Source organism: Pantoea sp. CFSAN033090, from assembly GCF_001264395.1.
Lineage (GTDB): Bacteria > Pseudomonadota > Gammaproteobacteria > Enterobacterales > Enterobacteriaceae > Pantoea > Pantoea agglomerans.
In genome coordinates this window covers 48,473-75,413 of sequence record NZ_LGYX01000014.1, presented here as the reverse complement: position 1 = coordinate 75,413, position 26,941 = coordinate 48,473, and the positions used below count along the sequence as shown (strand labels likewise).

25 protein-coding genes are annotated in these 26,941 nt (G+C 55.9%); 8 read left to right on the top strand and 17 right to left on the bottom strand.

The genetic code is table 11. From position 1 onward, the window contains the following. Positions 1-112: 112 nt before the first annotated feature. Positions 113-4,000, bottom strand: coding sequence for a phosphoribosylformylglycinamidine synthase (gene purL, locus AFL22_RS14180; RefSeq protein ID WP_052271650.1), 3,888 nt, complete (start codon positions 3,998-4,000; stop codon positions 113-115). 267 nt (positions 4,001-4,267) lie between these two features. Between purL and mltF the strand changes: the two genes are divergently transcribed. Continuing rightward, on the top strand, positions 4,268-5,734 hold the full coding sequence (gene mltF, locus AFL22_RS14175) for a membrane-bound lytic murein transglycosylase MltF (protein ID WP_033758659.1): 1,467 nt from the start codon (positions 4,268-4,270) through the stop codon (positions 5,732-5,734). Here mltF and tadA read toward each other — a convergent pair. Both tadA and yfhb read right to left on the bottom strand, forming a co-directional pair. Beyond that, positions 5,731-6,222, bottom strand: a complete 492-nt coding sequence (tadA, locus tag AFL22_RS14170; RefSeq protein ID WP_072123926.1) for a tRNA adenosine(34) deaminase TadA — start codon at positions 6,220-6,222, stop codon at positions 5,731-5,733. The two genes, mltF and tadA, sit on opposite strands and share 4 nt — an antisense overlap. Before the next feature lie 63 nt (positions 6,223-6,285). Continuing rightward, complete coding sequence (gene yfhb / locus AFL22_RS14165; protein WP_010257641.1) at positions 6,286-6,924, bottom strand: phosphatidylglycerophosphatase C; 639 nt, start codon at positions 6,922-6,924, stop codon at positions 6,286-6,288. 154 nt (positions 6,925-7,078) lie between these two features. Between yfhb and AFL22_RS14160 the strand changes: the two genes are divergently transcribed. Continuing rightward, on the top strand, positions 7,079-7,918 hold the full coding sequence (locus AFL22_RS14160; RefSeq protein ID WP_010257643.1) for a MurR/RpiR family transcriptional regulator: 840 nt from the start codon (positions 7,079-7,081) through the stop codon (positions 7,916-7,918). 55 nt (positions 7,919-7,973) lie between these two features. Continuing rightward, positions 7,974-8,222, top strand: coding sequence for a YfhL family 4Fe-4S dicluster ferredoxin (locus AFL22_RS14155; protein ID WP_010671305.1), 249 nt, complete (start codon positions 7,974-7,976; stop codon positions 8,220-8,222). On the opposite strand, the gene acpS is transcribed toward AFL22_RS14155, so the two are convergent. From acpS to rpoE, 11 genes are all read right to left on the bottom strand, one after another. Then, positions 8,219-8,599, bottom strand: coding sequence for a holo-ACP synthase (gene acpS, locus AFL22_RS14150; RefSeq protein WP_033758661.1), 381 nt, complete (start codon positions 8,597-8,599; stop codon positions 8,219-8,221). The genes AFL22_RS14155 and acpS overlap by 4 nt on opposite strands. After that, entirely contained in the window at positions 8,599-9,330 is a 732-nt protein-coding gene (gene pdxJ / locus AFL22_RS14145) for a pyridoxine 5'-phosphate synthase (RefSeq protein WP_010257647.1), read from the bottom strand. Before pdxJ ends, acpS begins: the two co-directional genes overlap by 1 nt. 72 nt (positions 9,331-9,402) lie before the next feature. Continuing rightward, on the bottom strand, positions 9,403-10,131 hold the full coding sequence (gene recO / locus AFL22_RS14140; RefSeq protein ID WP_010257651.1) for a DNA repair protein RecO: 729 nt from the start codon (positions 10,129-10,131) through the stop codon (positions 9,403-9,405). A 4-nt stretch (positions 10,132-10,135) separates the two neighbouring features. Next, complete coding sequence (gene era / locus AFL22_RS14135; RefSeq protein WP_010257653.1) at positions 10,136-11,041, bottom strand: GTPase Era; 906 nt, start codon at positions 11,039-11,041, stop codon at positions 10,136-10,138. Positions 11,042-11,182: 141 nt separating this feature from the next. After that, positions 11,183-11,863 carry a ribonuclease III gene (rnc, locus tag AFL22_RS14130; RefSeq protein ID WP_010257656.1) on the bottom strand — a complete coding sequence of 227 codons (681 nt, stop codon included), beginning with the start codon at positions 11,861-11,863 and terminating at the stop codon, positions 11,183-11,185. A gap of 131 nt (positions 11,864-11,994) precedes the next feature. Then, positions 11,995-12,969, bottom strand: a complete 975-nt coding sequence (gene lepB / locus AFL22_RS14125; RefSeq protein ID WP_010257658.1) for a signal peptidase I — start codon at positions 12,967-12,969, stop codon at positions 11,995-11,997. Positions 12,970-12,978: 9 nt separating this feature from the next. Beyond that, positions 12,979-14,778: a translation elongation factor 4 gene (gene lepA, locus AFL22_RS14120; protein ID WP_010257661.1), complete on the bottom strand. Its 1,800-nt coding sequence runs from the start codon at positions 14,776-14,778 to the stop codon at positions 12,979-12,981. 218 nt (positions 14,779-14,996) lie between these two features. Beyond that, positions 14,997-15,461 carry a SoxR-reducing system protein RseC gene (rseC, locus tag AFL22_RS14115; RefSeq protein ID WP_010257664.1) on the bottom strand — a complete coding sequence of 155 codons (465 nt, stop codon included), beginning with the start codon at positions 15,459-15,461 and terminating at the stop codon, positions 14,997-14,999. Then, positions 15,458-16,414: a sigma-E factor regulatory protein RseB gene (rseB, locus tag AFL22_RS14110; protein WP_052271649.1), complete on the bottom strand. Its 957-nt coding sequence runs from the start codon at positions 16,412-16,414 to the stop codon at positions 15,458-15,460. Before rseB ends, rseC begins: the two co-directional genes overlap by 4 nt. Next, positions 16,414-17,067 (bottom strand): anti-sigma-E factor RseA, encoded by a 654-nt coding sequence (rseA, locus tag AFL22_RS14105; protein WP_010257667.1) that lies wholly within the window; start codon positions 17,065-17,067, stop codon positions 16,414-16,416. Before rseA ends, rseB begins: the two co-directional genes overlap by 1 nt. A gap of 27 nt (positions 17,068-17,094) precedes the next feature. Next, the gene (gene rpoE, locus AFL22_RS14100) at positions 17,095-17,673 is read right to left on the bottom strand and encodes an RNA polymerase sigma factor RpoE (RefSeq protein WP_010257669.1); all 579 of its coding nucleotides are present in this window, start codon (positions 17,671-17,673) and stop codon (positions 17,095-17,097) included. Between the two features lie 411 nt (positions 17,674-18,084). Between rpoE and nadB the strand changes: the two genes are divergently transcribed. Beyond that, complete coding sequence (gene nadB / locus AFL22_RS14095) at positions 18,085-19,707, top strand: L-aspartate oxidase (protein ID WP_052271663.1); 1,623 nt, start codon at positions 18,085-18,087, stop codon at positions 19,705-19,707. Here nadB and AFL22_RS14090 read toward each other — a convergent pair. Next, positions 19,692-20,441 (bottom strand): tRNA1(Val) (adenine(37)-N6)-methyltransferase, encoded by a 750-nt coding sequence (locus AFL22_RS14090; protein WP_052271648.1) that lies wholly within the window; start codon positions 20,439-20,441, stop codon positions 19,692-19,694. The two genes, nadB and AFL22_RS14090, sit on opposite strands and share 16 nt — an antisense overlap. 165 nt (positions 20,442-20,606) lie before the next feature. Here AFL22_RS14090 and srmB point away from each other — a divergent pair, with 165 nt between their 5' ends. Next, positions 20,607-21,935 carry an ATP-dependent RNA helicase SrmB gene (srmB, locus tag AFL22_RS14085; protein WP_010257676.1) on the top strand — a complete coding sequence of 443 codons (1,329 nt, stop codon included), beginning with the start codon at positions 20,607-20,609 and terminating at the stop codon, positions 21,933-21,935. Positions 21,936-22,152: 217 nt separating this feature from the next. On the opposite strand, the gene grcA is transcribed toward srmB, so the two are convergent. Then, entirely contained in the window at positions 22,153-22,536 is a 384-nt protein-coding gene (grcA, locus tag AFL22_RS14080; protein WP_010257678.1) for an autonomous glycyl radical cofactor GrcA, read from the bottom strand. Positions 22,537-22,778: 242 nt separating this feature from the next. Here grcA and ung point away from each other — a divergent pair, with 242 nt between their 5' ends. Beyond that, entirely contained in the window at positions 22,779-23,459 is a 681-nt protein-coding gene (gene ung, locus AFL22_RS14075) for a uracil-DNA glycosylase (protein ID WP_010257681.1), read from the top strand. A 59-nt stretch (positions 23,460-23,518) separates the two neighbouring features. Here the strand turns inward: ung and grpE are convergent, their stop codons facing one another. Further along, positions 23,519-24,100 carry a nucleotide exchange factor GrpE gene (grpE, locus tag AFL22_RS14070; RefSeq protein WP_010257683.1) on the bottom strand — a complete coding sequence of 194 codons (582 nt, stop codon included), beginning with the start codon at positions 24,098-24,100 and terminating at the stop codon, positions 23,519-23,521. Between the two features lie 122 nt (positions 24,101-24,222). On the opposite strand from grpE, the gene nadK reads away from it, so the two are divergent. Together nadK and recN are read left to right on the top strand one after the other, a co-directional pair. Continuing rightward, a complete protein-coding gene (gene nadK, locus AFL22_RS24050) occupies positions 24,223-25,101 on the top strand; it encodes an NAD(+) kinase (RefSeq protein WP_010257685.1) in 879 nt (292 codons plus the stop codon). 84 nt (positions 25,102-25,185) lie between these two features. After that, positions 25,186-26,847 (top strand): DNA repair protein RecN, encoded by a 1,662-nt coding sequence (gene recN / locus AFL22_RS24045; RefSeq protein ID WP_010257687.1) that lies wholly within the window; start codon positions 25,186-25,188, stop codon positions 26,845-26,847. Positions 26,848-26,941 lie beyond the last annotated feature (94 nt).

Sequence of the window (26,941 nt, the reverse complement as noted above, 5' to 3'; positions counted from 1 at the left end):
TAGATGTCGCCAAAAAGAGACAGTACGACATGCTCATTGTCGCCATTTGCCAACAGAGCCACAAAAAAGAGCAGGAGGCACACTGGCCTCCTGCTCTTTTCAGCGGATTACATTAACCCAGCTGTCTGCGCGCATTGCGGAAAATACGCATCCACGGGCTGTCTTCGCCCCACTCTGCCGGATGCCAGGAGTTGCTGACGGTGCGGAATACCCGCTCCGGATGCGGCATCATGATAGTGACGCGACCACTTTCATTAGTCACGGCAGTGATGCCGTTTGGTGAGCCATTCGGGTTAGCCGGATAGGTTTCTGTTACCTTGCCGAAGTTATCGACAAAGCGCAGTGCCACCAGCCCTTTCGACTCCAGCGCCGCCAGATGCGAAGCATCACGCACTTCAACAAAGCCTTCACCGTGCGAAACGGCGATGGGCATATGCGAACCGGCCATGCCGTCCAGCAACAGCGATGGACTGGCGGCCACTTCTACCAGACTGAAACGCGCTTCAAAGCGCTCAGACTGGTTACGCACAAAGCGCGGCCAGAGATCGCTGCCTGGGATCAGTTCACGCAGATTAGACATCATCTGGCAGCCGTTGCAGACGCCCAGCGCCAGGGTTTGCGGACGGTGGAAGAAGGTTTCGAACTCGTCACGCACGCGCGGATTAAACAGAATCGATTTCGCCCAGCCCTCACCGGCACCCAGCACATCGCCGTAGGAGAAGCCGCCACAGGCGACCAGCGCCTGGAACTCTTCCAGACCGCGACGTCCGGCCAGCAGATCGCTCATGTGAACGTCAATGGCGGTGAAACCTGCCCGATCAAAGGCGGCGGCCATCTCTACATGGGAGTTCACGCCCTGCTCACGCAGCACCGCGACCCTTGGACGTGCGCCAGTGGCGATCATCGGGGCAGCAACATCTTCCTGCGGATTAAATGTCAGATTAACGTTCAGGCCAGGATCGCTGTCGTTTTTCTTCGCTTCATGTTCCTGATCGGCACACGCCGGGTTGTCGCGCAGACGCTGCATCTGCCAGGTGGTTTCCGCCCACCAGGTACGCAACGTGTTGCGGCTTTCACTGTAGACCGCACTGTCACCAGAACGGATCACAAAGCGATCGCCCGGCTGCGCGCTGCCCAGCAGATGCGTCGAGTCGGCAAGGCCGTGATCCGCCAGGATCTGCTCAACCACGGCGCGATCGGCGGCGTTGATCTGAATCACCGCGCCCAGCTCCTCGGTAAACAGGGAGGCCAGCGCATCGTTACCCAGCGAGGCGATGTCAACGTCGATGCCGCAGTGACCGGCAAACGCCATCTCGGCCAGCGTCACCAGCAGACCACCGTCGGAACGATCGTGATAAGCCAGCAGTTTCTGCTCAGCCACCAGCGCCTGGATGGCATTGAAGAAGCCCGCCAGCTGAGCGGCATCGCGCACGTCGGCAGGTTTGTCGCCAAGCTGACGGTAAACCTGCGACAGCGCGGTTGCGCCCAGCGTATTCGCGCCGTTGCCCAGATCGATCAGCAGCAGCAGGTTATCCTGATCGGCCTGCAGTTGTGGCGTGACGGTGCGACGGACATCTTCGACGCGGGCAAAAGCGGTAATCACCAGCGACAGCGGTGAGGTCATTTCGCGCTGTTCGCTGCCTTCCTGCCAGCGTGTTTTCATCGACATCGAATCTTTACCGACCGGGATGGTGATCCCCAGCGCCGGGCAAAGCTCTTCGCCGACCGCTTTCACCGCCGCATATAAACCGGCATCTTCACCCGGATGACCGGCTGCGGACATCCAGTTTGCGGAAAGCTTCACACGCTTCAGCGAACCAATATGGGTAGCCGCCAGGTTGGTCAGTGCTTCACCGACGGCCAGACGACCCGAGGCCGCGAAGTCCAGCAGCGCAACCGGTGAACGTTCGCCCAGGGCAAACGCTTCGCCGTGATAGCTGTCGAGGCTGGCGGTAGTCACTGCACAGTTGGCAACCGGGATCTGCCACGGTCCCACCATCTGGTCGCGCGCAACCATGCCGGTCACGCTGCGGTCACCGATGGTGATCAGGAAGGTTTTTTCCGCCACGGCAGGCAGATGCAGCACGCGGTTTACCGCATCGACCAGCGTAATGCCGTCACGCTGCAGGGCAGTGGCCTGCGTCTGCTGCGTCACCACATCCCGCGTCATCTTCGGCGTTTTGCCCAGCAGGACATCAAGTGGCATATCGATCGGCTTATTACCGAAATGACTATCTTCCAGGCTCAGGTGCAGCTCTTCGGTGGCTTCACCAATGACCGCGAACGGTGCGCGTTCACGCTGGCAAATTGCCTCAAACTGCGCCAGCTGATCGGGTGCCACTGCCATCACATAACGTTCCTGTGATTCGTTACACCAGACCTCCAGCGGACTCATGCCTGGCTCATCACTCAGGATGTCACGCAGGTTAAACCGGCCGCCACGACCGCCATCGCTGACCAGCTCCGGCATCGCATTGGAGAGACCGCCAGCGCCCACGTCGTGGATAAACAGAATCGGGTTCTCATCGCCCAGTTGCCAGCAGCGGTCGATCACTTCCTGACAACGGCGCTCCATCTCCGGGTTATCACGCTGTACCGAGGCAAAGTCGAGATCGGCATCAGACTGACCCGAGGCCATCGATGACGCCGCGCCGCCGCCCAGGCCGATGTTCATTGCCGGACCGCCCAGCACCACCAGCTTCGCGCCTACGGTGATTTCACCTTTCTGCACGTGATCGGCACGGATATTCCCGATGCCGCCCGCCAGCATAATCGGCTTATGGTAGCCACGCAGCTCAGTGCCGTTGTGGCTGGTGACCTGCTCTTCATAGGTACGGAAGTAACCATTCAGAGCCGGACGACCAAATTCATTGTTAAATGCAGCGCCGCCCAGTGGGCCATCGGTCATAATTTCCAGCGCGCTGACGATGCGGGCCGGTTTGCCGAAGTCCTCTTCCCACGGCTGTTCAAAGCCTGGGATACGCAGGTTCGATACGGAGAAACCGACGAGGCCCGCTTTTGGCTTCGAACCCCTTCCGGTTGCGCCTTCATCACGGATTTCACCACCGGAACCGGTCGCAGCACCAGGCCACGGCGAGATGGCCGTTGGGTGGTTATGGGTTTCCACCTTCATCAGGATGTGTGCGGCTTCCTGATGCCAGCGGTATTCGCTCTCTCCGGCGTCAGCAAAGAAGCGGCCAACCTCTGAGCCTTCCATCACGGCGGCGTTATCTTTGTAAGCAGAGAGCACGTAGTCCGGCGTCTGCTCCATGGTGTTTTTGATCATCTTAAACAGCGACTTTGGCTGTTTCTCGCCGTCGATAATCCAGTCGGCGTTGAAGATCTTGTGACGACAGTGCTCAGAGTTCGCCTGCGCAAACATGTAGAGTTCAATGTCGTTGGGATTGCGGCCCAGTGCGGTAAACGCCGCCACCAGATAGTCGATTTCATCGTCGGCCAGCGCCAGACCCAGTGAGATATTCGCCTGAACCAGCGCCTGACGGCCCTCACCCAGCAGATCGACACTTTTCACCGGCTGTGGCGTGTGATGCGCGAACAGCTGTTCAGCCTGCGCCAGATCGCCGAAGACCGTTTCCATCATCCGATCGTGCAGCAGTGTGCCCAGCGTTTGCCACTGCGCTTCCGTCAGTTGTGGGGCATGCACATAAAAGGCCAGGCCGCGCTCCAGGCGACGTACCTGCGGCAGGCCGCAGTTGTGGGCAATGTCCGTGGCTTTGGATGACCAGGGCGAAATGGTGCCGGGACGAGGCGTCACCAGCAGCAGACGCCCCTGTGGGGCATGTTCAGCGAGAGAGGGACCATATTTCAGCAGGCGCTGCAGACGGCTCTGTTCGTCAGCGCTTAAGGGCGTGCTGACATCAGCAAAATGGATGTACTCAGCGTAAATATCACTCACCGGCAGATGAGCGTCCTGAAAGCGGGTCAGCAGTTTGTTTACACGAAATGCCGACAGGGCGGGCGAACCACGCAGAATTTCCATTAATAAATCTCTCGTCAGGGCGCCGGGCGACGCTTCATTGGGCGCAACAGGGAAAACGGGGCGTATTATAGAGAAAGCGACCTCGCGACGAAACCGTTTGCGCACAATTTTTGGCGACCCGGATTTGCCTGAATTTTGCGCAAAAGCTGCTATAAAAGTTGCTCAGCGTGATTTTGTTGCGCAAAATGCCCCTCGCTCTGGGAGTTCAAAGAAGACAAATACTGCCTTTAAAAGACAGAGGCCTTAGAGCCAGCGAGAGATAACTATTTGAAACGCCTAAAATTTAATTATCTGTTTATCGGTCTGGTTGCCGTGCTGTTAGCGTTAGCGCTATGGCCATCCATTCCCTGGTATGGGGGTGGGCAGGACCAGATTTCACAGATTAAATCACGGGGAGTACTGCGTGTCAGTACCATCAATTCCCCGTTGACTTACTACACAGTGAACCAATCTCCGGCCGGTATGGATTATGAGCTGGCAAAACGCTTCGCCGATTATCTGGGCGTCAAACTCAAGGTGACAGTACGTCCCAACCTGAGCGATCTGTTTGACGATTTAGATGATGGCAAAGCCGATTTGCTGGCCGCGGGTCTGAACTACAACAGCGAACGCCTGACCCGCTATCAGACCGGGCCAGGCTACTACAACGTTTCGCAGCAGCTGGTCTATCGCGTGGATAAGCCGCGCCCTAAAAACCTCGGTGACTTAAAGGGGCGGCTGACTGTTGCGTCAGGATCGGCTTATCTGTCAACGCTGAAGAGCGCGCGGTCAAACCAGTACCCCGATCTGGACTGGGCGATCTCCACCGATCAAAGTCCTAAAGCCCTGCTGGAAGCGGTGGCAGACGGCAAGCTCGACTATACGATTGGCGACTCCGTGACCATCGCTCTGCTGCAGCGCATCTATCCGCAGCTGGCGGTGGCGTTTGACGTCACTGATGAAGAGCCGGTCACCTGGTATGTGCGGCACAGCGATGACGACAGCCTGAATGCCGCGATGCTCGACTTCTTTAACGGTATGGGTGAAGAAGGGGCGATGGCGCGGCTGGAGGAGAAATATCTCGGCCACGTCGGCACCTTTGATTATGTCGATACCCGCACTTTCCTGCGCGCCATCGATAACACGCTGCCTGACATCAAACCGCTGTTTGAGAAGTACGCCACCAGCATTGACTGGCGACTGCTGGCGGCGATCTCCTATCAGGAGTCGCACTGGAACCCGCAGGCCACCTCCCCTACCGGCGTGCGCGGCATGATGATGCTGACCCGTAACACCGCTGAGAGCCTGGATGTGGGCGACCGGACCGATCCCGAACAGAGCATTCGCGGCGGCAGTCAGTATCTGCAGGATATGATGGCGAAGGTGCCGCAGACCATCCCGGAAGATGAGCGCATCTGGTTTGCGCTGGCGGCCTATAACATGGGCTATGCCCATATGCTGGATGTCCGTAAACTCACTGCCCGCCAGGGGGGTAATCCGGATAGCTGGGCGGATGTGAAGCTGCGTCTGCCCATGCTGAGCCAGAAGCGTTACTACACTCAGACAGCTTATGGCTATGCCCGTGGGCATGAAGCCTATAACTATGTGGAGAACATCCGCAAATATCAGTTAAGCCTAGTGGGTTATCTGCAGGAGCAGGAAAAACGCCTGGCGCAGCAGGCTGAAGCACAACAAGCACAGGCCGAACTGGCCAAAGGCTATCCGGCGGTCGAACCAAAGATCGCCATGAATTAATTCTGGCGTTGCGCCTGCCGCAGCGCTTTTTTCTGCTCGCGACGCATACGGAAGAAGTCGCTCAGCATAGCGGCACACTCTTCAGCCAGCACGCCGCTCTGTAATTCAACCTGATGATTCATGCCGGGGTGCCCCAGCACATCGAGCAGCGATCCTGCCGCTCCACTTTTGATATCGTGCGCACCGTAGACCAGCCGGCTGATGCGGCTGTGAACCATGGCGCCGGCGCACATCACGCACGGCTCCAGCGTCACGTAGAGCGTGGTGTCCAGCAGACGATAATTTTCCAGTACTTTACCGCCCTGCCGCAACGCCATAATCTCCGCATGCGCCGTCGGATCGTGCTGGCCGATGGGCCGGTTCCAGCCTTCACCGATCACCCGGTCATTCTGAACCAGCACCGCACCCACCGGCACTTCGCCCTGCTCCCAGGCCCGGCGCGCCAGGTCAAGCGCATGGCGCATCCAGTATTCATCTTGTTGTTTCATGCTGACCACTCCGGGCGACAGAAAAGCGGCGCATTATAGCGGTCTCACCGATCCTTTAGAAACTTATTCCAGCTGTTGCAGCTCACCTGCGGGTGTTACGCGCCAGCGATGCTGACAGAAAAACAGCAGCGGGTTGTCCTGTTTGCTGTCGCTATAGCCGCTGTAGAGCTGTAGCGGCGTGCCGATTTTCTCTTCCAGCTGTGCCACTTTCTCATGGCCGAGGCAGCGCATTGCCAGTACCCGCCCGCCCCAGCCGCGCTGCATCTGACTGGCAATCAGCTTCACGCGTGGCAGAAACGCGGAGTCGTAATAGACCTGCTCCACCAGAGACTGTGGCGATCCGGTGATAAGCCAGACGTCAGCATCATCACTGCCGAGGTAATCGGTCAGGCGCTGCTGAACCACCGGAAAGGCTTTAACGCGCAGGCGGAACCACTGCGCAAATTCGGCTTCGAGTTGCAGCAGCGTCCGCTCAGAACGGCCAAAAGTAATAGACCAGAGCAGCAGGCTCATGGGCCAGCGTGCCGCCCGGCCTTTAAACAGCAAGCCGATACCCACTACCGGCAATAACGGCACCACCAGCAGCAGATTAAGCGGGCGGCGACGCAGCAGATAGCGCATAAAAGTGCCGAACATGTCCTGCTGGTGCAAAGTGCCATCCAGGTCAAAAAATACGACGCGACGTTGTGTTCCCCTGGTCAAACAACTCTCCTTCAGGCTGATTCTGGAATGATAAAGAGTAGTGTAGCCATCATCAGGCGCTACGGCGATGACTGTCATTTTTAATTCCGATGACTACAATGCCTGATGAATAGTTTATTCTTCACAGATTATCCCTGAATTACGAGGATTGGGCATGAGTTCATTGCTGCGCATTCGCCAGCTTTATCCACGTCTGGCATTGAACGAGCGTCGGCTGGCTGATTTTCTACTGTCGCAACCCGATCGGGCGCGCCACCTGAGTTCGCAAAAGCTGGCGGAAGAGTCTGGCGTCAGCCAGTCGAGCGTGGTGAAGTTTGCTCAGAAACTGGGATACAAAGGTTTTCCGGCTCTTAAGCTGGCCCTGAGTGAGTCACTGGCGGACAAAGATGCCATTACCGTACATAACCATATCCTCAGCGACGATCCCCTTAAAATGGTGGGTGAGAAGCTGCTGACGGAGAAACTCTCGGCAATCCGCGCCACGCTGGATATCAACAGCGAAGAGAAGCTCAACGATGTGTTACAGCTGCTGAAAAATGCCCGGCGTATTTTACTGGTGGGCATCGGCGCTTCGGGTCTGGTGGCGAAGGACTTCTCCTGGAAGCTGATGAAGATCGGCATCAATGCGGTGGCGGAGCAGGATATGCACGCCCTGCTGGCCAGCGTGCAGGCGATGGGGCCCGGCGATGTGCTGCTCGCCATCTCTTACACCGGTGAACGGCGGGAGATCAATCTGGCCGCGCAGGAAGCAGTTCAGGTGGGCGCCGATGTGGTGGCCTTTACCGGCTTTACGCCGAATACGCTGCAGCAGAGCGCCAGTTACTGTCTCTATACGGTGGCGGAGGAGCAGAGTACCCGCAGCGCGGCCATCTCCTCGACCACGGCGCAGCTGGCCCTGACCGATCTGCTGTTTATGGCACTGGTGCAAAACGATCCGGAACGCGCGTCCAGTCATATTCGCCACAGCGAAGCGCTGGTGAAAAAGCTGGTCTGATCAGCGGCAGCGCGTATAATACCCGCGCTTTTTCTGTTGTTATCAGGTGGGTAAAATGGCGCTGTTGATTACGTCCAGATGCATTAACTGCGATATGTGTGAACCGGAGTGCCCGAACCAGGCCATTTCACTGGGCGATGCGATCTATGAGATTGATGTCAGCCGCTGCACGGAATGCGTCGGGCACTATGAGACGCCAACCTGTCAGCAGGTATGCCCCATCGACAACACCATCATCATTGACCCACAGCACACCGAATCACGTGATGCGCTGTGGGAGAAGTTCGTGCTGCTGCACGGCTAGCTTTCAATGATCACCGTGGCGCAGGCGTAGTGACGCTCATCGGCCAGCGTCACGTGAACGTGTTTAACGCCCAGCCTCTCTGCCACTTCAGCGGCATGCTGAAAGAAGCGTAATCCCGGTTTTCCCAGCGCATCGTTGTAAACTTCAAACTGATTAAACGCCAGACCACCGCGAATGCCGGTGCCAAAGGCTTTTGCCGCCGCCTCTTTTACCGCAAAGCGTTTAGAGAGAAAGCGCACCGGCTGCTTGTGCGACTGATATTGCTGCCATTCTGCTTCGCTCAGCACCCGCCGTGCCAGCCGGTCGCCGGAGCGCTCTATCACCCCGGCGATACGTTCAATCTCAACGATGTCCGTACCCAGTCCCAGAATAGCCATCAGCGACGGGCTTCACGCAGCAGTTGCTTCATCTCTTTCACCGCATCCGGCAGGCCACTCATCACCGCACGACCAATAATCGCATGGCCGATATTCAGCTCATGCATTTCCGGCAGCGCCGCAATCGGCAGCACGTTGTGATAGGTCAGACCGTGACCGGCATTGACCTTCAGTCCCAGGCTGGCGGCAAAGGTCGCGGCGTGGCGGATACGCGCCAGCTCAGCGTCACGCGCCAGTCCCTCTGGTGCTTCGGCGTAAGCGCCGGTATGAATTTCGATGTAAGGCGCGCCGCTGGCCACGGCCGCTTCAATCTGACGGTGATCGGCATCGATAAACAGCGAAACCAGAATGCCCGCGTCACTCAGCAGTCGTACGGCCGCGTTCATCTTCTCCTGCTGCCCCGCCACATCCAGCCCGCCTTCAGTGGTCACTTCCTGACGCTTTTCCGGCACCAGGCAGCAGAAATGGGGCTGGATATCACAGGCGATGCCGATCATTTCATCGGTGACCGCCATCTCCAGATTCATCCGCGTCTGGATGGTGTCACGCAGGATACGCACGTCGCGGTCAGTGATGTGACGGCGATCTTCGCGCAGGTGCACGGTAATGCCGTCTGCGCCCGCCTGCTCGGCGATAAACGCCGCCTGCACCGGATCGGGATAGTTTGTCCCACGGGCGTTACGCACCGTGGCAATGTGATCGATATTGACGCCTAACAGCAACTCAGCCATGACCGTCCTCACTTGTTTTTCATCGTGATGTTGAGTGTACCGCGCAAAGTGAAACAGGCGGTACGACCCGCGCTATTCTTCTGCCTGTTCAGGCTTTTTCTTCGGGATAAACTGGCGGAACAGCTCCTGACTCTTCAGCGGCTTGCCACCAAGATAGGGCTTCAGGGCGATGCGGGTAAACCGCTTCGCGGCGCGCAGAGTGTCGGCATCGGGAAACTCTCGCTCGCACAGGGCGCGCAATTCGCGGCCGGTAAAGCTGCGCTGATTGACCACCAGGCTGGCAATAAAGCCGCGCTCTTCGCGGTAGCTGTACGTCATGTTGTCGCTGACCGGCTCGCCGCTGCCGGCGCAGTGCAGGAAATCGACGCCATAACCCAGGTGACCGAGCAGCGCCAGTTCAAAACGCCGCAGCGCCGGTTCGGGCTTGCCGTGCGTTGAGGCTAATGCCTGAAGGCAGTTGAGATAGTCGAAGAAGAGTTCTGAGAAGGGGAATTCCTGCTGCAATACGCGAGAGACCAGCTCATTGACGTAGAGACCGCAGTAGAGCGTGATGCCGCTGAGCGGTAAGGCCAGCGACACCGCTTCGGCATTGCGCAGGGTTTTGACTTCCCCGCGCCCGCTCCAGCGAACCAGCAGCGGGGTAAAAGGCTGTAACGCCCCCTTCAGCTGCGAGCGCCGCGAACGTGCGCCCTTGGCCAGAACCCGCACCCGCCCTTCGCTTTCGCTGAACAGGTCGAGCAGCAGACTGGTTTCGCTGAAGGGGCGACTATGCAGCACAAAGGCGCGTTGCCAGCCTTCCATTGAATCAGAGATCGTCTGTATAACCCAGGCTGCGCAGCGCACGTTCGTCATCTGCCCAGCCGGATTTCACTTTCACCCACAGTTCGAGATGCACTTTCGCTTCGAACATCTCTTCCATGTCTCGGCGCGCTTCTGTGCCGATGACTTTGATTTTGGCGCCTTTATTGCCAATCACCATCTTCTTCTGCCCTTCGCGCTCAACCAGAATCAGACCGTGAATGTCGTAACCGCCACGTTCGTTGGTCACGAAGCGCTCGATCTCAACCGTAACGGAGTAAGGCAGTTCAGCACCCAGGAAGCGCATCAGTTTTTCACGGATCATCTCTGACGCCATGAAACGCTGTGAGCGGTCGGTGATGTAATCTTCCGGGAAGTGATGATCGGCCTGCGGCAGATGCTTGCGGGTAATCGCCGCAATGGTATCGACGTTTTTGCCGCTCTCAGCAGAAATAGGTACGATATCGAGGAAGTTCATCTGCTGGCTCAGGAACTGCAGATGCGGCAGCAGAATGCTTTTATCCTGGATGTTATCGACCTTATTGATCGCCAGCACCACCGGCACTTTATTGTCGCGCAGTTTGCCCAATACCATCTCATCATCGGGCGTCCAGCGGGTGCCTTCAACCACGAAAATCACCAGTTCAACGTCGCCAATAGAACTGCTGGCTGCGCGGTTCATCAGACGGTTAATGGCGCGCTTCTCTTCCATGTGCAGACCTGGGGTATCGACGTAGATCGCCTGATATTCGCCTTCGGTATGAATGCCCATGATGCGGTGGCGCGTGGTTTGCGGCTTACGCGAGGTGATCGACACCTTCTGCCCCAGCAACTGGTTCAGTAAGGTGGATTTACCGACGTTTGGTCGGCCAACAATCGCGACAAAGCCGCAATAAGTAACGTTTTCGCTCATTCGAGTCCTGAATTGTTCAGCGCCTGATGCGGCGCCGAAAGAGTGCTATTCGAGTCATGTGTCATTCAGCGTCTTCTGACGCCGGGATAGAATGTCAGGTTAATGGTCAGTGCCGGTTCCGGCACTGTCATCCCGACAGATCTATTCAAGACCTAATTTTATCAGTGCCTGTTCAGCCGCTGCCTGCTCAGCTTTACGACGGCTGGAGCCGACGCCGACAACCGGCTCGGCCATGCCACTCACCTGACAGTGAATGGTGAATTCCTGATCGTGGGCTTCGCCACGTACCTGTACTACCAGATAACTTGGCAGCGGCAGATGACGCCCCTGCAGATACTCCTGCAGACGCGTTTTCGGATCTTTTTGTTTGTCGCCAGGACTGATTTCGTCGAGGCGGGTCTGATACCAGTCGAGGATCAGCTGCTCTACCCGCTCAATACTGCTGTCGAGGAAGATACCGCCAATCAGCGCTTCCACCGTATCCGCCAGGATCGATTCACGACGGAAACCGCCGCTTTTCAGCTCACCGGGTCCCAGGCGCAGGCACTCGCCAAGATCAAATTCGCGTGCCATTTCAGCCAGCGTGTTGCCCCGTACCAGCGTGGCGCGCATGCGGCTCATGTCACCTTCATCAACCCGCGGGAAGCGGTGATAAAGGGCATTAGCAATCACATAGCTAAGAATAGAATCGCCAAGAAATTCCAGGCGTTCGTTGTGCTTACTGCTGGCGCTGCGGTGAGTCAGGGCCTGCTGTAACAGTTCCGAATGAGTAAAAGTGTAGCCCAGTTTGCGCTGAAGCTTGTTAATCAGGATGGGGTTCATGCGATTCCAGTTCTTTGTTGCGTCTGTGACTCTGCATACCAAACGGGGCTGGTAATCCAACACGTTCCGTTTGGTGTGCAGTGGCCTCCCTGAGGAGGCCACCCGATTTGCCTGTTAATCAGACAATAATATTAGTGGATACCACCGATGCGACTGAATCGCACGCCGGTTGGCCACTGGCCTTCTTGTTTCTCAAAGCTCATCCAGATAGCGACCGCTTTACCGACCAGATTACGCTCCGGGACAAAGCCCCAGTAGCGGCTGTCGGCGCTGTTATCACGGTTGTCGCCCATCATGAAGTATTGCCCTTTCGGCACGACCCAGCTCGCCTGCGGCTGACCCGGCTGCTGATAATACATGCCTGCCTGACTCTGCGCTTCGTTTACCAGCAGAATGTCATGCGTCACGTTACCGATTGTCTCTTTGCGGGTTCCCAGGCGCAAACCACCGCGCAGGGTATCGCCCTGCGGCACCTGATAAAAACCGTTGCCGGTTTCGTTGCCATCAAAGCCGCTAAAGGTCTGAACAAAGTTGCTTGGCTCAACGTCGGTGTAAGTTACCGCTAACGCTGTGTCACAGGCTTTATCATCGGAGCAGGTCGGTTTCACCGTCAGCGTTTTGCTGTAAGGATCATAAATGACTTTGTCGCCCGGCAGACCGATAACGCGCTTAATGTAATCCAGGCTCGGATCTTTCGGGTATTTAAATACCGCGATATCGCCGCGCTTCGGCTGACCGGTTGGGATCAGCGTCGTCTGGGTGATCGGATCCTTGATGCCGTAAGCAAACTTCTCCACCAGGATAAAGTCACCAATCAGCAGTGTCGGCATCATCGAGCCAGAGGGAATCTGGAATGGTTCGTAGATAAACGAACGCACGATGAAAACCACGGCCAGCACCGGGAACACGGATGCGGTCGTTTCAACCCAGCCTGGCTTTGCAGCGACCTTCGCCAGCGTTTTGCTGTCGAGCGCGTTACCGGTCTGGGCCTGAGCCTCAGCCTGTTTCGCGCGACGCGCGGGTGCCCATTTAAAACGATCAATTACCCATACGATGCCAGTAATCAGCGTCGCTATCGCCAGAATCAGGGCGAACATATTAGCCATTGGAAATCCTTATTTGCTGTCCTTACCGACATGCAGAATGGCGAGGAACGCTTCCTGTGGCAGCTCAACGTTACCAACCTGCTTCATTCGCTTCTTACCATCTTTCTGCTTCTGCAACAGTTTCTTCTTACGGCTGACGTCACCGCCATAACACTTGGCGAGAACGTTTTTACGCAGCTGTTTCACCGTTGAACGCGCGATAATGTGGTTGCCGATGGCAGCCTGAATCGCAATATCAAACTGCTGACGCGGGATGAGCTCTTTCATTTTCTCAACCAGATCGCGTCCGCGATAAGGCGCGTTGTCACGGTGGGTAATCAGCGCCAGCGCATCCACACGCTCAGAGTTAATCAGTACGTCGACGCGTACCATGTCTGAAGGCTGGAAACGTTTAAAGTTGTAATCCAGCGAGGCATAACCGCGCGAGGTTGATTTCAGACGGTCAAAGAAGTCGAGTACCACTTCAGCCATCGGAATTTCGTAAGTCAGTGCCACCTGATTGCCGTGGTAAACCATGTTGGTCTGCACGCCACGCTTCTCAATACAGAGCGTGATGACGTTGCCCAGATACTCCTGCGGCAGCAGCATGTGACATTCGGCAATCGGTTCACGCAGCTCTTCGATATTGTTCAGTGCCGGCAGCTTGGATGGGCTGTCGACATGAACGATTTCGCCGCTGGTGGTCACGACTTCATACACCACCGTCGGTGCAGTAGTGATCAGATCGAGATCGTATTCGCGCTCCAGACGCTCCTGGATGATCTCCATGTGCAGCAGACCGAGGAAGCCGCAGCGGAAACCAAAGCCCAGCGCCGTTGAGCTTTCTGGCTCATAGAACAGCGAGGCGTCGTTCAGGCTCAGCTTACCGAGCGCATCACGGAACGCTTCATAGTCGTCAGAGCTGATTGGGAACAGACCGGCGTAAACCTGCGGCTTCACTTTTTTAAAGCCTGGCAGCGCTTTGTCTGCCGGGTTACGTGCGGTAGTCAGCGTATCGCCCACGGGTGCGCCGAGAATATCTTTAATGGCGCAGACCAGCCAGCCTACTTCACCACAGTTCAGCTCATTACGATCAACCCGTTTCGGGGTAAAGATACCCAAGCGGTCAGCGTTATAAACCTGACCGGTGCTCAGGACTTTGATCTTGTCGCCTTTGCGCATGGTGCCGTTTTTCACGCGCACCAGGGAAACAACACCCAGGTAGTTATCGAACCAGGAGTCGATAATCAGTGCCTGCAGCGGCGCTTCCGGATCGCCTTCTGGCGGCGGAATGTCGCGCACTAAGCGTTCCAGCACTTCCGGAACGCCGACGCCGGTTTTGGCTGAGCAGCGCACCGCGTCAGTTGCATCAATGCCGACGATATCTTCAATTTCCTGTGCGGCGCGATCGGGATCGGCAGCGGGCAGGTCAATTTTGTTCAGAACCGGCACCACTTCCAGATCCATCTCCATCGCGGTGTAGCAGTTCGCCAGTGTCTGCGCTTCAACACCCTGACCGGCATCCACCACCAGCAGCGCGCCTTCGCAGGCGGCCAGTGAGCGGGAAACTTCATAGGAGAAGTCTACGTGGCCTGGGGTATCGATGAAATTGAGCTGGTAAGTTTGGCCGTCTTTCGCGTGATAATCGAGTGTGACGCTCTGTGCTTTGATGGTGATGCCACGCTCGCGCTCCAGATCCATAGAGTCAAGAACCTGCGCAGCCATTTCACGAGCGGTGAGGCCGCCGCAAATCTGAATCAGGCGGTCAGAGAGCGTAGATTTGCCATGGTCGATATGAGCGATGATGGAGAAATTTCTTATGTGCTTCATTTATTGGGATATCTTCGCTTAAAATTCAGTTGAAAACCTGAGCACAGACACATTCAGGAAGATCGCTCTTTACCCACAATCCTGTCAGCCTCATTAATGACGACGCATATTACACTGTTAACGCCGCGCATAAAAGAATGGAACGTGGTGGAAGCGAAACAGATATCTGCGCGAGGCAGAACAGACAAAGGCCGCGGGATGCGCGGCCTGGACGTGCGTTACGCTTCGCTTTCAACACGCAGCGCATCGGGAGGCAAGGCGATGTTCAGAATGACCGGCTGAAAGGCTTCCCGATCGCCGAATTTCATTGAAACGCCTTTGGCGACAATAAAACCCCCGATACCGCCCAGCAGCGCACCGCAGGCGGCGGCCAGATCGCTGCTGAACAGCGCCTGAAACAGCCCGGAAACCAGGAACAGGCCAAACAGCGGCGTCATGTAGACCAGCAACGCTGAACCCAGCAGGCTGCTCTCTTTGATACCGAGTTCGATCCGCTGCCCCGGCTGCAGCGGCTTGCTGCTGGCGATTTGCATCACGTGGGCATTCTTCGGACCGAGCTTATTCAGCATATGGCTGCCGCAGCCTTTACGCGCCTGGCAGCTGTTGCAGGAGGTTTTAGCTTCAGTGTGCAGCGTGGCGATGCCATCCTGCCATGCCACCACGGTGGCCCATTCTCTCATCATTTTTGTGACCCAAGGTCGATGCTGTCCGCAATACGTTTTGCGGTCGAGGGCGGTAATTCGCCGATCACCGCTATTTCGTTATTATTGCGCACAACGGTCTGTACCGTACGACGCCCAGTGCGCAATGTCTGCGTTGTGCTGGTTTTATCGGCCGGCGTCACGTTGATAGCGAAACTAAACAGGCCATCACTGTAGAGCTTCGATTCCATATTTTTATTCAGACCGGGTAGCGTGCGGCGATTCTGCGACACCAGCGACATACCGGCAGGTATCCAGCCTGGCTGCCAGGTGAGCGTGACCGCATCCCCTTTCGGCACCGAAAGCGACGGAGGCAGATTGGCTTTCTCCAGCCCCTGCATCAGATTACGCACCCCTTCGTCCACCGCAAAGCTGATGACGCGGAACTGCTCCAGCGTTTCGCCATCACGATCGAGCAGGTCGATGCGCAGCGGCAGCTTGGTGTCCACATCCAGCCAGACCACATAGCTGTAACGGGTGCCATCGCGTGAAACGATGCGCAACACATCACACATCTGATCGGCAATGCGCGAGCGGCCCACGGTAATAAAATCATAGGCTGTGGCGAGCTTGGTGAAGTCAGCAAAAATTACCGACGGTAAAGCATCGATAATGTGATTGCCGGGGAGCGAAAAGGGATCGAGGCCGGGTTCGAAGTAACTGATATCATTGCCGCGCTGGATCACTTCCCGACGTGGCCCGTCCATCTGCAACAGCTGAGCGAATATCCGGTTATCGATTACAGCATGACGATAACGCAGCGATTCGATGCCGATGCGGGAAACGTTGATATAGGCGAATTCGTAGTTGAGGTTCTGACTTGCCTGCTCCATCTGCTGCAATAGCGCCCCGGACGCAGAAGGTTGCGCCGGGGCGGCAGATGACCACAACAGGCTGCCTGTCAGCAGGCTAGCAGCATACCAAAGCGGCTTCATTACTGCTGTTGCTGTCCTAATGATTGATTTCCGGGAACATCAACCTGCGCCTGTTTTGGCGCAGTGGTTTCAAACTGCAGCTGGTCAGCGTGCAGGCGACGTTGCAGTTCGTAATCCTGCAGCATGGCATTTACGCGACGACGCTGGTCCTGAACCTGCTGGTTAGAACTGTTGGTGTCAAATGCATCAGACGGTACGCCCAGGCTCACCGGAGACGCTTTGCCCATCATCGGCATCGTATTGAACACCGGAGAGTCAGAGGTCTGCGTGGCGCTGCCCTCTGGCTGGTTATAGTGCTGAACGCCTACGATCACGGCCAGTGAAACACAGGCAGCGACACCGACCTGGGTCAGTTGCGCAGCCCACGGGCGCGCTTTTTTCCAGAACGGCATTTTTTCCCAGCGGGAAGGTTCTGGCTGAGCTTCAGGGATCAGCGTTGTAACCGTACGCAACGGTTCTTTTTCGATGGCAGCAGCGACGCGCGCAGAAATATCAAAATGCAGGACATCGCCCACATCACCGCGCATGGTATCGCGAATGAGATGATAGCTTGCCCAGCTTTTCTGTAGTTCTGCGTCCTTAGACAAGGCGGAAAACAGCTCGTTATCTAAGGTCTCACCATCCATTAAAGCGGAAAGTTTTTCTTTCTGCATGCCTATGTACCCTTCCAGTAGCCGTTATCACTGACGTTGGATAAGCGGTTGAACTTTGTTATCAATGGCCTCTCGCGCACGAAAGATACGTGATCGAACAGTGCCTACCGGGCAATCCATAATGACGGCGATCTCTTCATAACTCAGACCGTCCAGTTCCCTGAGGGTGATTGCCATACGCAAGTCCTCGGGTAGCGCCTCGATGGTACGAAAGACAATTTGTTTCAATTCTTCTGACAACATTAAGTTCTCAGGGTTCGAAATTTCTTTTAATGCACCCGCACTTTCGAAATTTTCTGCGTCAATAGCATCCACATCGCTGGATGGCGGACGACGCCCCTGAGCAACCAGGTAATTTTTCGCTGTATTTACCGCAATGCGGTACAGCCAGGTATAAAACGCGCTATCGCCCCGGAATGAGTCCAGTGCGCGATACGCTTTAATAAACGATTCCTGTACTACATCAGGTACGTCGCCCGAGGGAACATAGCGTGAAACCAGGCTCGCCACTTTATGCTGGTAACGAATCACCAGTAAGTTGAAAGCTTTTTGATCTCCCTTCTGTACGCGCTCGACAAGGACCTGGTCCGTCAACTGCTCGCTCATCCGAGGTAATGTCTCCCCAAATTTTTCATACGCATAAAGTAACTGCCAGCACATCTCATGGTTCTGAGCAAGCATGCGCTTAGAGTTGTGATGTGGTGCGAAGTTCACTTCTCGCCCTGATATTTACCGCTCCGATGGACATTACACAGGTTCTTCGTTTTCGTTCAGTGTAAGGAGCGTAAATCGCAGGCAGAGTAACCTATGACAACAGCTTTTTCATCATTAAATCCTTTAGGTTTAATAAGTTTGCTAGAAAAAACCGCGCCAAAAGCAGTCCGGTTTTAACTCACTGATATTAAGTAACTTTGGGAAATCATCAGACAAAAACCTGCGCCAGATGTTTAAAATACTTCACAGCAACCCCCATTGCGCTTATGCTCAGCCCTATTCTTGTTTAGTAAATTAAACATTATGATGAATGCGAACCCGGATTATCAGTGTGATGTACTCATTGTGGGCAGCGGTGCTGCTGGCCTGTCGCTGGCGTTGCGGCTGGCAAAACAGTATCAGGTGACAGTTCTCAGTAAAGCGCAGGTCAATGAGGGGTCAACCCTTTACGCCCAGGGCGGTATTGCTGCGGTATTTGATGAGACTGACAGCATCGAGTCGCACATCGAAGATACGCTGATTGCCGGAGCAGGATTATGCGACCGTGAAGCCGTCTCGTTTATCGCCAGTAATGCCCGGCATTGCGTGCAGTGGCTGATCGACAACGGTGTCGCCTTTGATCTCGATCCGCAGGCGGCCGGCGACATGCGTTATCACCTGACGCGGGAAGGCGGCCACAGTCATCGCCGTATCCTGCACAGCGCTGACGCTACCGGCCATGCGGTTGAAACGACGCTGGTAAGCCAGGCGTTGAGCCATCCCAACATCCGGATTCTGGAACGCACCAACGCGGTCGATCTGATTCTTTCAGATAAAATCGGCCTGCCAGGCCCACGCCGTGTAGTAGGCGCGTGGATCTGGAACCGTAATCGCGAACAGGTGGAAACCTGTCGGGCACGGGCCGTGGTGGTTGCAACCGGTGGTGCCGCCAAGGTCTATCAATATACGACTAATCCCGACATCGCCTCCGGTGACGGCATCGCGATGGCCTGGCGTGCCGGCTGCCGGGTTGCCAATCTGGAATTTAATCAGTTCCACCCGACCTGCCTGTTTCATCCGCAGGCGCAGAATTTCCTGTTAACCGAAGCGTTACGCGGAGAAGGTGCCTGGCTGTTGCGTCCCGATGGCAGCCGTTTCATGCCTGATTTCGATGAGCGTGCCGAACTCGCCCCGCGCGATATCGTCGCCCGGGCCATCGATCATGAGATGAAGCGACTGGGCGTTGACTGTATGTATCTGGATATCAGCCACCAGCCTGAGGAGTTTGTTCGCGCGCACTTCCCGATGATCTATGAGAAGTTGCTGACCTTTGGCTTTGACCTCACCAAAGAACCCATCCCGATTGTGCCTGCCGCGCACTATACCTGTGGCGGCGTAGTCGTTGATCAGTATGGCCAGACCGACGTAAGTGGCCTCTATGCCATCGGTGAGGTGAGTTATACCGGCCTGCATGGCGCTAACCGCATGGCATCCAATTCGCTGCTGGAGTGTCTGGTTTATGGCTGGTCCGCCGCAGAGGAGCTGATTCGCACCCTGCCCGCCATCGAAGCCGTTACTGCGCTACCCGCATGGGATGAAAGCCAGGTCGATGACGCCGATGAGCGCGTGGTGATCCAGCATAACTGGCACGAGCTGCGGTTATTCATGTGGGATTACATGGGAATCGTCCGCACGACCCGGCGGCTGGAGCGGGCGCTGCGCCGCATCAACCTGCTTCAGCAGGAGATCGATGAATATTATCGTCATTTCCGCCTCTCCAATAATCTGCTGGAGCTACGGAATCTGGTGCAGGTCGCTGACCTGATGGTGCGCTGTGCGCTGGAGCGAAAAGAGAGTCGCGGCCTGCACTATATCCGCGACTACCCGGATTTACTGCCCGAGGCGCGGCCAACCATCCTGACGCCGCCGGACTACATAAAAAGGTAGAACTCCCGCGTCAGGCTACACCACTCATCAGAATAGCGGGTGTCCGGCGTGCGGATAGCAAGGCGCTCCAGCAGGGTTTCCCCGGCCTGCGGCGACAGCCCCAGCAGGACGCGGTGCGGCGGACGATGGGCATATTCCGCCACGTCCAGCCGGAAACGCAGATGCCAGCCATCCGCCTGCGCCAGGGCGATGAATTCCTGGCCGGTCGCGGTGGGCAGCACCACGCAGAACATCCCCTCTTCTTCAATCAGTAATGCAGCACTGCGCAACAGTGTCTGATGATCGAGCGAGGCAGTCGCACGGGCGCTGTCCCGTGCCGCAGTAGAACAGGCCACGCCAGGTGCAAAATAAGGCGGATTGCTGACGATTAGCGAGTAACGTTTATCGCACTGTTCAGCCCAGTCGGCGATATCACGCTGATGAACCTGAATACGTTCAGGCCACGGCGACTGCTGCACATTCTCCTGCGCCTGAAGCGCGGCTTGCGGTTCTAACTCAACCGCATCGATGTTGACCGGCGACGGCGTACGCTGCGCCAGCATCAGCGCGATAAGCCCGCTGCCGCTGCCAATATCCAGAATACGTTTTACTTCGGCAACCGGCGCCCAGGCCCCAAGCAGAATGGCATCGGTGCCCACTTTCATCGCACAGCGATCGTGCGCGACAAAAAATTGTTTAAAGGTAAAACCGTTCTTGTTTAACTGTGGCCGTTCACGCGGCTTATCCTGCATCATTCGTCACTACCATCGTTTTTTTCCTGCCGTACGGCAGCGCATGAGTGTAACGTGACAACAGAGGGAATTCACGCGGCAGACAACCCCAGGCGCAGCCGAAACGGATTAACAGATGAAGATTCAGTCTGATCTGTCTATAATCAGCGCCCCAAACTGAGGTAGACCATGACAGTAACCACATTTTCCGAACTCGAACTCGACGAAAGCCTGCTACAAGCGTTGCAGGAAAAAGGCTTTACGCGCCCAACAGTGATCCAGGCTGCTGCAATTCCGCCCGCGCTGGAGGGCCGTGACGTTCTGGGTTCGGCACCTACAGGGACCGGGAAAACCGCCGCGTATCTGTTACCGGCGTTGCAGCACCTCCTTGATTTTCCGCGTAAGAAATCTGGCCCGCCACGCATCCTGATTGTGACCCCGACCCGCGAACTGGCGATGCAGGTCGCCGATCATGCACGTGAGCTGGCGAAACATACCCATCTGGACATCGCCACCATTACCGGCGGCGTGGCCTATATGAACCATGCCGAAGTGTTCAGCGAAAACCAGGACATCGTGGTCGCCACCACCGGCCGTCTGCTGCAGTACATCAAAGAAGAGAACTTTGACTGCCGTGCAGTAGAAACCCTGGTGCTGGATGAAGCGGACCGCATGCTCGATATGGGCTTTGCCCAGGATATCGAAACCATCGCGGCTGAAACGCGCTGGCGCAAGCAGACTCTGCTGTTCTCGGCCACGCTGGAAGGCGACAATATTCGTGACTTCGCCGAGCGTCTGCTGAACGATCCGGTTGAGCTGGAAGCGGACCCAAGCCGCCGTGAGCGCAAAAAGATCCAGCAGTGGTACTACCGTGCTGACGATCTGCAGCACAAGACCAAATTACTGATCCATCTGCTGAAACAGCCGGATGTGACGCGCAGCATCGTGTTCGTGCGTAAGCGTGAACGTCTGCATGAGCTGGTGAGCTGGCTGCACGAAGCGGGGATTCGTAGCAGCTATCTTGAAGGCGAAATGGTGCAGGCAAAGCGTAACGAAGCGATTAAACGTCTGAGTGAAGGCCGCGTTAACGTGCTGGTTGCGACGGATATCGCCGCGCGCGGCATTGACGTTGAAGATGTCAGTCACGTCTTCAACTATGACATGACGCGCACCGCCGATACCTATCTGCACCGCATCGGGCGTACCGGTCGTGCGGGCCGTAAAGGCATCGCCATCTCACTGGTTGAAGCGCACGATTTCGTGCTGCTGGGCAAAATCACCCGCTACGTGAACGAGCCGATCAAAGCGCGCGTGATTGATGAGCTGCGTCCTGAGACGCGGGCGCCAAGTGCCAAAACGACCGGCAAACCGTCGAAAAAGGTTCTGGCGAAGCGTGCAGAGCAGAAAGCCAGTGAAACAGAAAAACCGCGTGTGAAAAAACGCCATCGTGATGCCAAAAATGTCGGCAAACGCCGCAAGGCAAGCGGCAGTACGCCAGCTAACGAGAATGCGGAATAAATCATCGCAGCTATAAAAAAATCGCCTCACAGGAGGCGATTTTTTTTATCTGATAATCAGTAACAGCCCTTTCACAATCTTTTATCTGCCAGAGCGCTTTCTTCACGATACTGGCATCAGCGTGCCGGGCAGTCAGCTGCTTATCTTATTCATAATATTAATAAAAATTGCTGTGTGCGCTTTGCGCTAATTTTCAGCAACCGATAACTCAGGCTGCTCAAAGACTTTCAGTAAAGGTACGGGTAATTACGTCGCGCTGCTGCTCAGGTGTCAGTGAGTTAAAACGCACGGCATAGCCTGAAACGCGGATAGTCAGCTGCGGATAGTTTTCAGGATGTTTAACTGCATCTTCCAGCGTTTCGCGGCGCAGAACGTTGACGTTCAGATGCTGTCCACCTTCAACACGTACCTGAGGTTTGATTTCAACCGGCACCTCGCGGAAAGCGAATTCGCCCAGTTCGCTGATGGCGACAACCTGATCTTCTTCGTAGCCCGCTTTTGCACACAGGCAACGCGCTTCGGCTTTCTCTTCGTCCAGCAGCCAGAAGGAGTTCAGTAGTTGTGAATTGTTTGATTGAGTGATCTGGATACCAGTGATCATGATTGCGTCTCTCGGGTAATACGTGGATAAATCAAATTTGAGGCCCCGGTATATCACCTTTGATTTCGGACAGCTTTGACCTGTATCAATATTAATCAGGCATTCCGACCGCTTTTAAGCTAACCCGTTGATCTCAATACCCCTGCCACCTAAACTTAATTTGTATTATTCAAATTATTTTTGCCTTCAGGTCAGCGACAGGAACCGCTAAGCTTATGGCACTAACGTTAAGGGAGTTAAACATGGCTGAAAAGCTGACCTGGCACGACGTGCTGGCTGAAGAGAAAGAGAAACCCTATTTTATCGAGACGCTGAAGCAGGTCGCCGATCAACGCGCCGCAGGTGTCACGGTCTATCCGCCGCAGAAAGATGTCTTCAACGCCTTTCGCCTGACGGAACTGGGCGACGTCAACGTCGTGATACTCGGTCAGGATCCCTATCACGGGCCTCATCAGGCGCACGGCCTGGCCTTCTCGGTACTGCCCGGCGTCCAGGTGCCGCCCTCTCTGCAGAATATCTATAAAGAGCTGATGCAGGATATTCCAGGCTTTCAGAAGCCCAATCACGGCTTTCTTGAAAGCTGGGCAAAACAGGGCGTGATGTTGCTGAACACCGTGTTGACAGTTGAGGCGGGCAAAGCGCATTCCCATGCGCGATTTGGCTGGGAGACCTTTACGGATAATGTGATTGCGGCGATTAACCAGCACTGTGAAGGGGTGATTTTTCTGCTGTGGGGTTCACATGCGCAGAAAAAAGGCAGCATTATCGATCGCCAGCGCCATCACGTGTTGCAGGCACCCCATCCCTCGCCGCTCTCCGCGCACCGTGGCTTTTTCGGCTGCAAACACTTTTCAACAACTAATGAGCTGCTGAGCGCTGCCGGTAAAAAGCCGGTGGACTGGACGCCGGTTTTACCTGACTAACGCCAGAAAGCACACGGCCGCGTCAGTGCGCGGCCGTGTAACGGGATTCAGGCGTTGAATCAGCTTTTAGCTTTGGAAACCGCAACCATCGCCGGGCGCAGCAGGCGACCATTCAGCGTATAGCCACGCTGCATCACCAGCATGACATGGTTTGGCTCAAACTCTTCAGACTCCATCATCGACATCGCCTGATGCACTTCCGGGTTAAACGGCACACCGGTTTCGCCGACCACTTCAACACCGAATTTACGTACGGCACCCAGCAGGCCTTTCAGGGTCAGTTCAATCCCTTCAATCATCGAAGCCAGCTGTGGATCCTCTTTGTTCGCCACTTCCAGCGCACGTTCGAGACTGTCGATCACCGGCAGCAGTTCGTTGGCAAACTTCTCAAGCGCAAATTTGTGCGCCTTTTCAACGTCCATCTCGGCACGACGACGAATGTTCTCAATCTCTGCCTGCGCACGCAGCTGGGCATCGCGCACACCGGTCTGCGACTGCGCTAATTCAGCTTCGAGCTGAGCAATACGCTCATCACGCGGATCCACCTCTGCCGCTGTCTCCGCTTCCTGAGGTTGCTGCTGATCCTGCTGAATTTCGTCTGAGACTTGCTCGTTTGGGGTGTTCTGTTCTTTACTACTCATGAATTTCTCCGCGTTTTGCACATTCATTTCGCTGGTTGGCTTATTATGGGGATTGGTATGACGGATTCAAGGGAACCTATCACATTGCCTTACCGTTTTGGCTTATAAGGAACACCGACCAGATGAACAAACACTTTAACTGCATTGGTATTGTGGGTCATCCGCGCCATCCCACCGCGTTAACCACGCATGAGATGCTCTGGCGCTGGCTGACAGCCAAAGGTTATCAAGTGATCGTTGAGAAGCAAATTGCGCAGGAGCTGTCGCTTCACGACGTGCAGACGGGCACGCTGGCGGAGATTGGTCAGCAGGCCGATTTAGCTGTCGTGGTGGGCGGTGATGGCAATATGCTGGGCGCAGCGCGAGTGCTGGCGCGCTACGACATTAAAGTGATTGGGATTAACCGCGGTAATCTCGGCTTTCTCACCGATCTTGATCCGGACAATGCGCAGCAGCAGCTGGATGAGGTGCTGCAGGGCAACTATTTCGTCGAGAGCCGCTTTCTGCTTGAAGCGCAGGTGTGCAAATCTGACTGCTCGCCGCGCATTGGCTCCGCTATCAACGAAGTGGTGCTGCATCCCGGAAAAGTCGCGCACATGATCGAATTTGAAGTCTACATCGATGAAGTGTTCGCCTTCTCCCAGCGATCAGATGGGCTGATTATTTCGACACCCACCGGCTCGACCGCCTATTCACTCTCTGCGGGCGGCCCGATTCTGACGCCGTCACTTGAAGCGATTGTGCTGGTGCCGATGTTCCCGCATACGCTGTCAGCGCGGCCACTGGTCATCAACAGCAGCAGTACCATCCGTTTGCGCTTTTCCTCGCGTCGCAGCGACCTGGAAATCAGCTGTGACAGCCAGATTGCGCTGCCGATTCAGGAAGGCGAGGATGTACTGATACGACGCAGCGCCAACCACCTGAACCTGATTCATCCTAAAAACTACAGCTATTTCAATACGCTGAGTTCAAAACTGGGCTGGTCAAAAAAATTGTTCTGAAATGCGGCCTCCCCTCTTTACTGGATAAAAAACCAGTTTATACTGTATGAAAAACCATATGTGTTTATTCATACAGGTGAACCTATGCTGGCCCAACTGACCATCAGTAATTTCGCTATCGTTCGTGAGCTCGACATTGATTTTCAACGCGGCATGACAGCAATCACTGGTGAGACCGGTGCCGGTAAGTCTATCGCGATTGATGCGCTGGGATTATGCCTGGGCGGTCGTGCTGATGCCGACATGGTCCGTCAGGGTGCCAGCCGGGCCGACCTCTGCGCCCGCTTCCAGCTTAAGTCCTCCCCTTCTGCTCAGCGCTGGCTGATAGATAATCATCTGGATGACGGCAACGAATGTCTGCTGCGCCGGGTTATCAGCGCTGACGGACGTTCCCGCGGCTTTATCAACGGCACGGCAGTGCCGCTCTCTCAGCTGCGCGATCTCGGCCAGTTACTGATTCAGATTCACGGCCAGCATGCCCATCAGCTTCTGCTCAAACCAGACCATCAGAAACATCTGCTGGATGCCTATGCCGGTCACGACGATCTGCTGCAGCAAATGCGCGCCAGCTATCAGACCTGGCATCAGAGCTGCCGCACCCTGGCGCTGCATCAGCAGCAGGCGCAGGAGCGCGAATCCCGCCGCGAGCTGTTGCAGTATCAGCTGAAAGAGCTGAACGACTTCGCTCCGCAGCAGGGTGAATATGAGCAGATCGACGAAGAGTATAAGCGTCTGGCCAACAGCGGACAGTTGCTGTCGACCAGCCAGCAGGCACTGCAACTGTTAGCAGACAGCGATGACAATAATCTCAACAGCCTGCTCTACAGCGCCCGTGAGATGATTTCAGAACTGACCTCGCTGGATGAGAAACTGAACGGCGTTCACAACCTGCTGGAAGAGGCGGCGATTCAGCTGAGCGAAGCCAGTGACGAACTGCGCCACTACTGCGACAGCCTCGATCTGGATCCTAACCGCTTGTATGAACTGGAACAGCGTATTTCGCGCCAGATCGCCTTAGCCCGTAAGCATCACGTCACCCCTGAAGGGCTGCCTGAACTGCATCAGCAACTGCTGGCGGAAGCGGAATTGCTGTCTCAGCAGGAGAGCGATCAGGAGAGCCTGCAATTACTGGTGGGTGAACACTATCAGGCCGCGCTGCAAAGCGCAGAGCAGCTGCATCAGCAGCGCAGCCACTATGCCGATGAGTTGCAGCTGCTGATTACCCAGAGTATGCACCTGCTCTCGATGCCGCATGGCCAGTTTAAAATCGCGCTGACCTTTAATCCGGATCAGCTGACCGCAGACGGTGCGAGCCGCGTTGATTTCCAGGTCACGACTAACCCAGGTCAGCCACTGCAGCCGCTGGGCAAAGTCGCTTCGGGCGGTGAACTGTCACGTATCGCTCTGGCGATTCAGGTCATCACCGCGAAGAAAATGGAAACGCCGGCGATGATTTTCGATGAAGTGGATGTCGGGATCAGCGGCCCGACCGCCGCTGTGGTGGGTAAACTGTTGCGCCAGCTGGGCGAATCAACCCAGGTAATGTGCGTAACCCACCTGCCGCAGGTTGCCGGTTGTGGTCATCAGCACTTTTATGTCAGCAAAGAGACCGATGGTGCGATGACCGAGACCCATATGCAGCCGCTGGACAAGCGTGCACGTCTGCAGGAACTGGCGCGACTGCTGGGTGGCAGCGAGGTCACACGTAACACCCTGGCCAACGCAAAAGAACTTTTAGCCGCATAGCAGCGCACTTTTTTAACCGGCTGGGGTCATAAGCTTGCTCTGTAGAGGTTTCCAATAGCGAAAAGGTTTATTATCATCGGCACTTATGTCGCCA

What these genes read in the sequence shown, in the direction of transcription:
- nadB (WP_052271663.1), top strand. Translation starts at nt 18,085, where the DNA reads ATGATGAATGCGAACCCGGATTATCAGTGTGATGTACTCATTGTGGGC.
- era (WP_010257653.1), bottom strand. Translation starts at nt 11,041, where the DNA reads ATGAGCGAAAACGTTACTTATTGCGGCTTTGTCGCGATTGTTGGCCGA.
- acpS (WP_033758661.1), bottom strand. Translation starts at nt 8,599, where the DNA reads ATGGCTATTCTGGGACTGGGTACGGACATCGTTGAGATTGAACGTATC.
- ung (WP_010257681.1), top strand. Translation starts at nt 22,779, where the DNA reads ATGGCTGAAAAGCTGACCTGGCACGACGTGCTGGCTGAAGAGAAAGAG.
- nadK (WP_010257685.1), top strand. Translation starts at nt 24,223, where the DNA reads ATGAACAAACACTTTAACTGCATTGGTATTGTGGGTCATCCGCGCCAT.
- rseB (WP_052271649.1), bottom strand. Translation starts at nt 16,414, where the DNA reads ATGAAGCCGCTTTGGTATGCTGCTAGCCTGCTGACAGGCAGCCTGTTG.
- grpE (WP_010257683.1), bottom strand. Translation starts at nt 24,100, where the DNA reads ATGAGTAGTAAAGAACAGAACACCCCAAACGAGCAAGTCTCAGACGAA.
- AFL22_RS14090 (WP_052271648.1), bottom strand. Translation starts at nt 20,441, where the DNA reads ATGATGCAGGATAAGCCGCGTGAACGGCCACAGTTAAACAAGAACGGT.
- rseA (WP_010257667.1), bottom strand. Translation starts at nt 17,067, where the DNA reads ATGCAGAAAGAAAAACTTTCCGCTTTAATGGATGGTGAGACCTTAGAT.
- purL (WP_052271650.1), bottom strand. Translation starts at nt 4,000, where the DNA reads ATGGAAATTCTGCGTGGTTCGCCCGCCCTGTCGGCATTTCGTGTAAAC.
- pdxJ (WP_010257647.1), bottom strand. Translation starts at nt 9,330, where the DNA reads ATGGCTGAGTTGCTGTTAGGCGTCAATATCGATCACATTGCCACGGTG.
- rpoE (WP_010257669.1), bottom strand. Translation starts at nt 17,673, where the DNA reads ATGAGCGAGCAGTTGACGGACCAGGTCCTTGTCGAGCGCGTACAGAAG.
- tadA (WP_072123926.1), bottom strand. Translation starts at nt 6,222, where the DNA reads ATGAAACAACAAGATGAATACTGGATGCGCCATGCGCTTGACCTGGCG.
- recO (WP_010257651.1), bottom strand. Translation starts at nt 10,131, where the DNA reads ATGGAAGGCTGGCAACGCGCCTTTGTGCTGCATAGTCGCCCCTTCAGC.
- recN (WP_010257687.1), top strand. Translation starts at nt 25,186, where the DNA reads ATGCTGGCCCAACTGACCATCAGTAATTTCGCTATCGTTCGTGAGCTC.
- AFL22_RS14160 (WP_010257643.1), top strand. Translation starts at nt 7,079, where the DNA reads ATGAGTTCATTGCTGCGCATTCGCCAGCTTTATCCACGTCTGGCATTG.
- lepA (WP_010257661.1), bottom strand. Translation starts at nt 14,778, where the DNA reads ATGAAGCACATAAGAAATTTCTCCATCATCGCTCATATCGACCATGGC.
- srmB (WP_010257676.1), top strand. Translation starts at nt 20,607, where the DNA reads ATGACAGTAACCACATTTTCCGAACTCGAACTCGACGAAAGCCTGCTA.
- AFL22_RS14155 (WP_010671305.1), top strand. Translation starts at nt 7,974, where the DNA reads ATGGCGCTGTTGATTACGTCCAGATGCATTAACTGCGATATGTGTGAA.
- grcA (WP_010257678.1), bottom strand. Translation starts at nt 22,536, where the DNA reads ATGATCACTGGTATCCAGATCACTCAATCAAACAATTCACAACTACTG.
- rseC (WP_010257664.1), bottom strand. Translation starts at nt 15,461, where the DNA reads ATGATGAGAGAATGGGCCACCGTGGTGGCATGGCAGGATGGCATCGCC.
- rnc (WP_010257656.1), bottom strand. Translation starts at nt 11,863, where the DNA reads ATGAACCCCATCCTGATTAACAAGCTTCAGCGCAAACTGGGCTACACT.
- lepB (WP_010257658.1), bottom strand. Translation starts at nt 12,969, where the DNA reads ATGGCTAATATGTTCGCCCTGATTCTGGCGATAGCGACGCTGATTACT.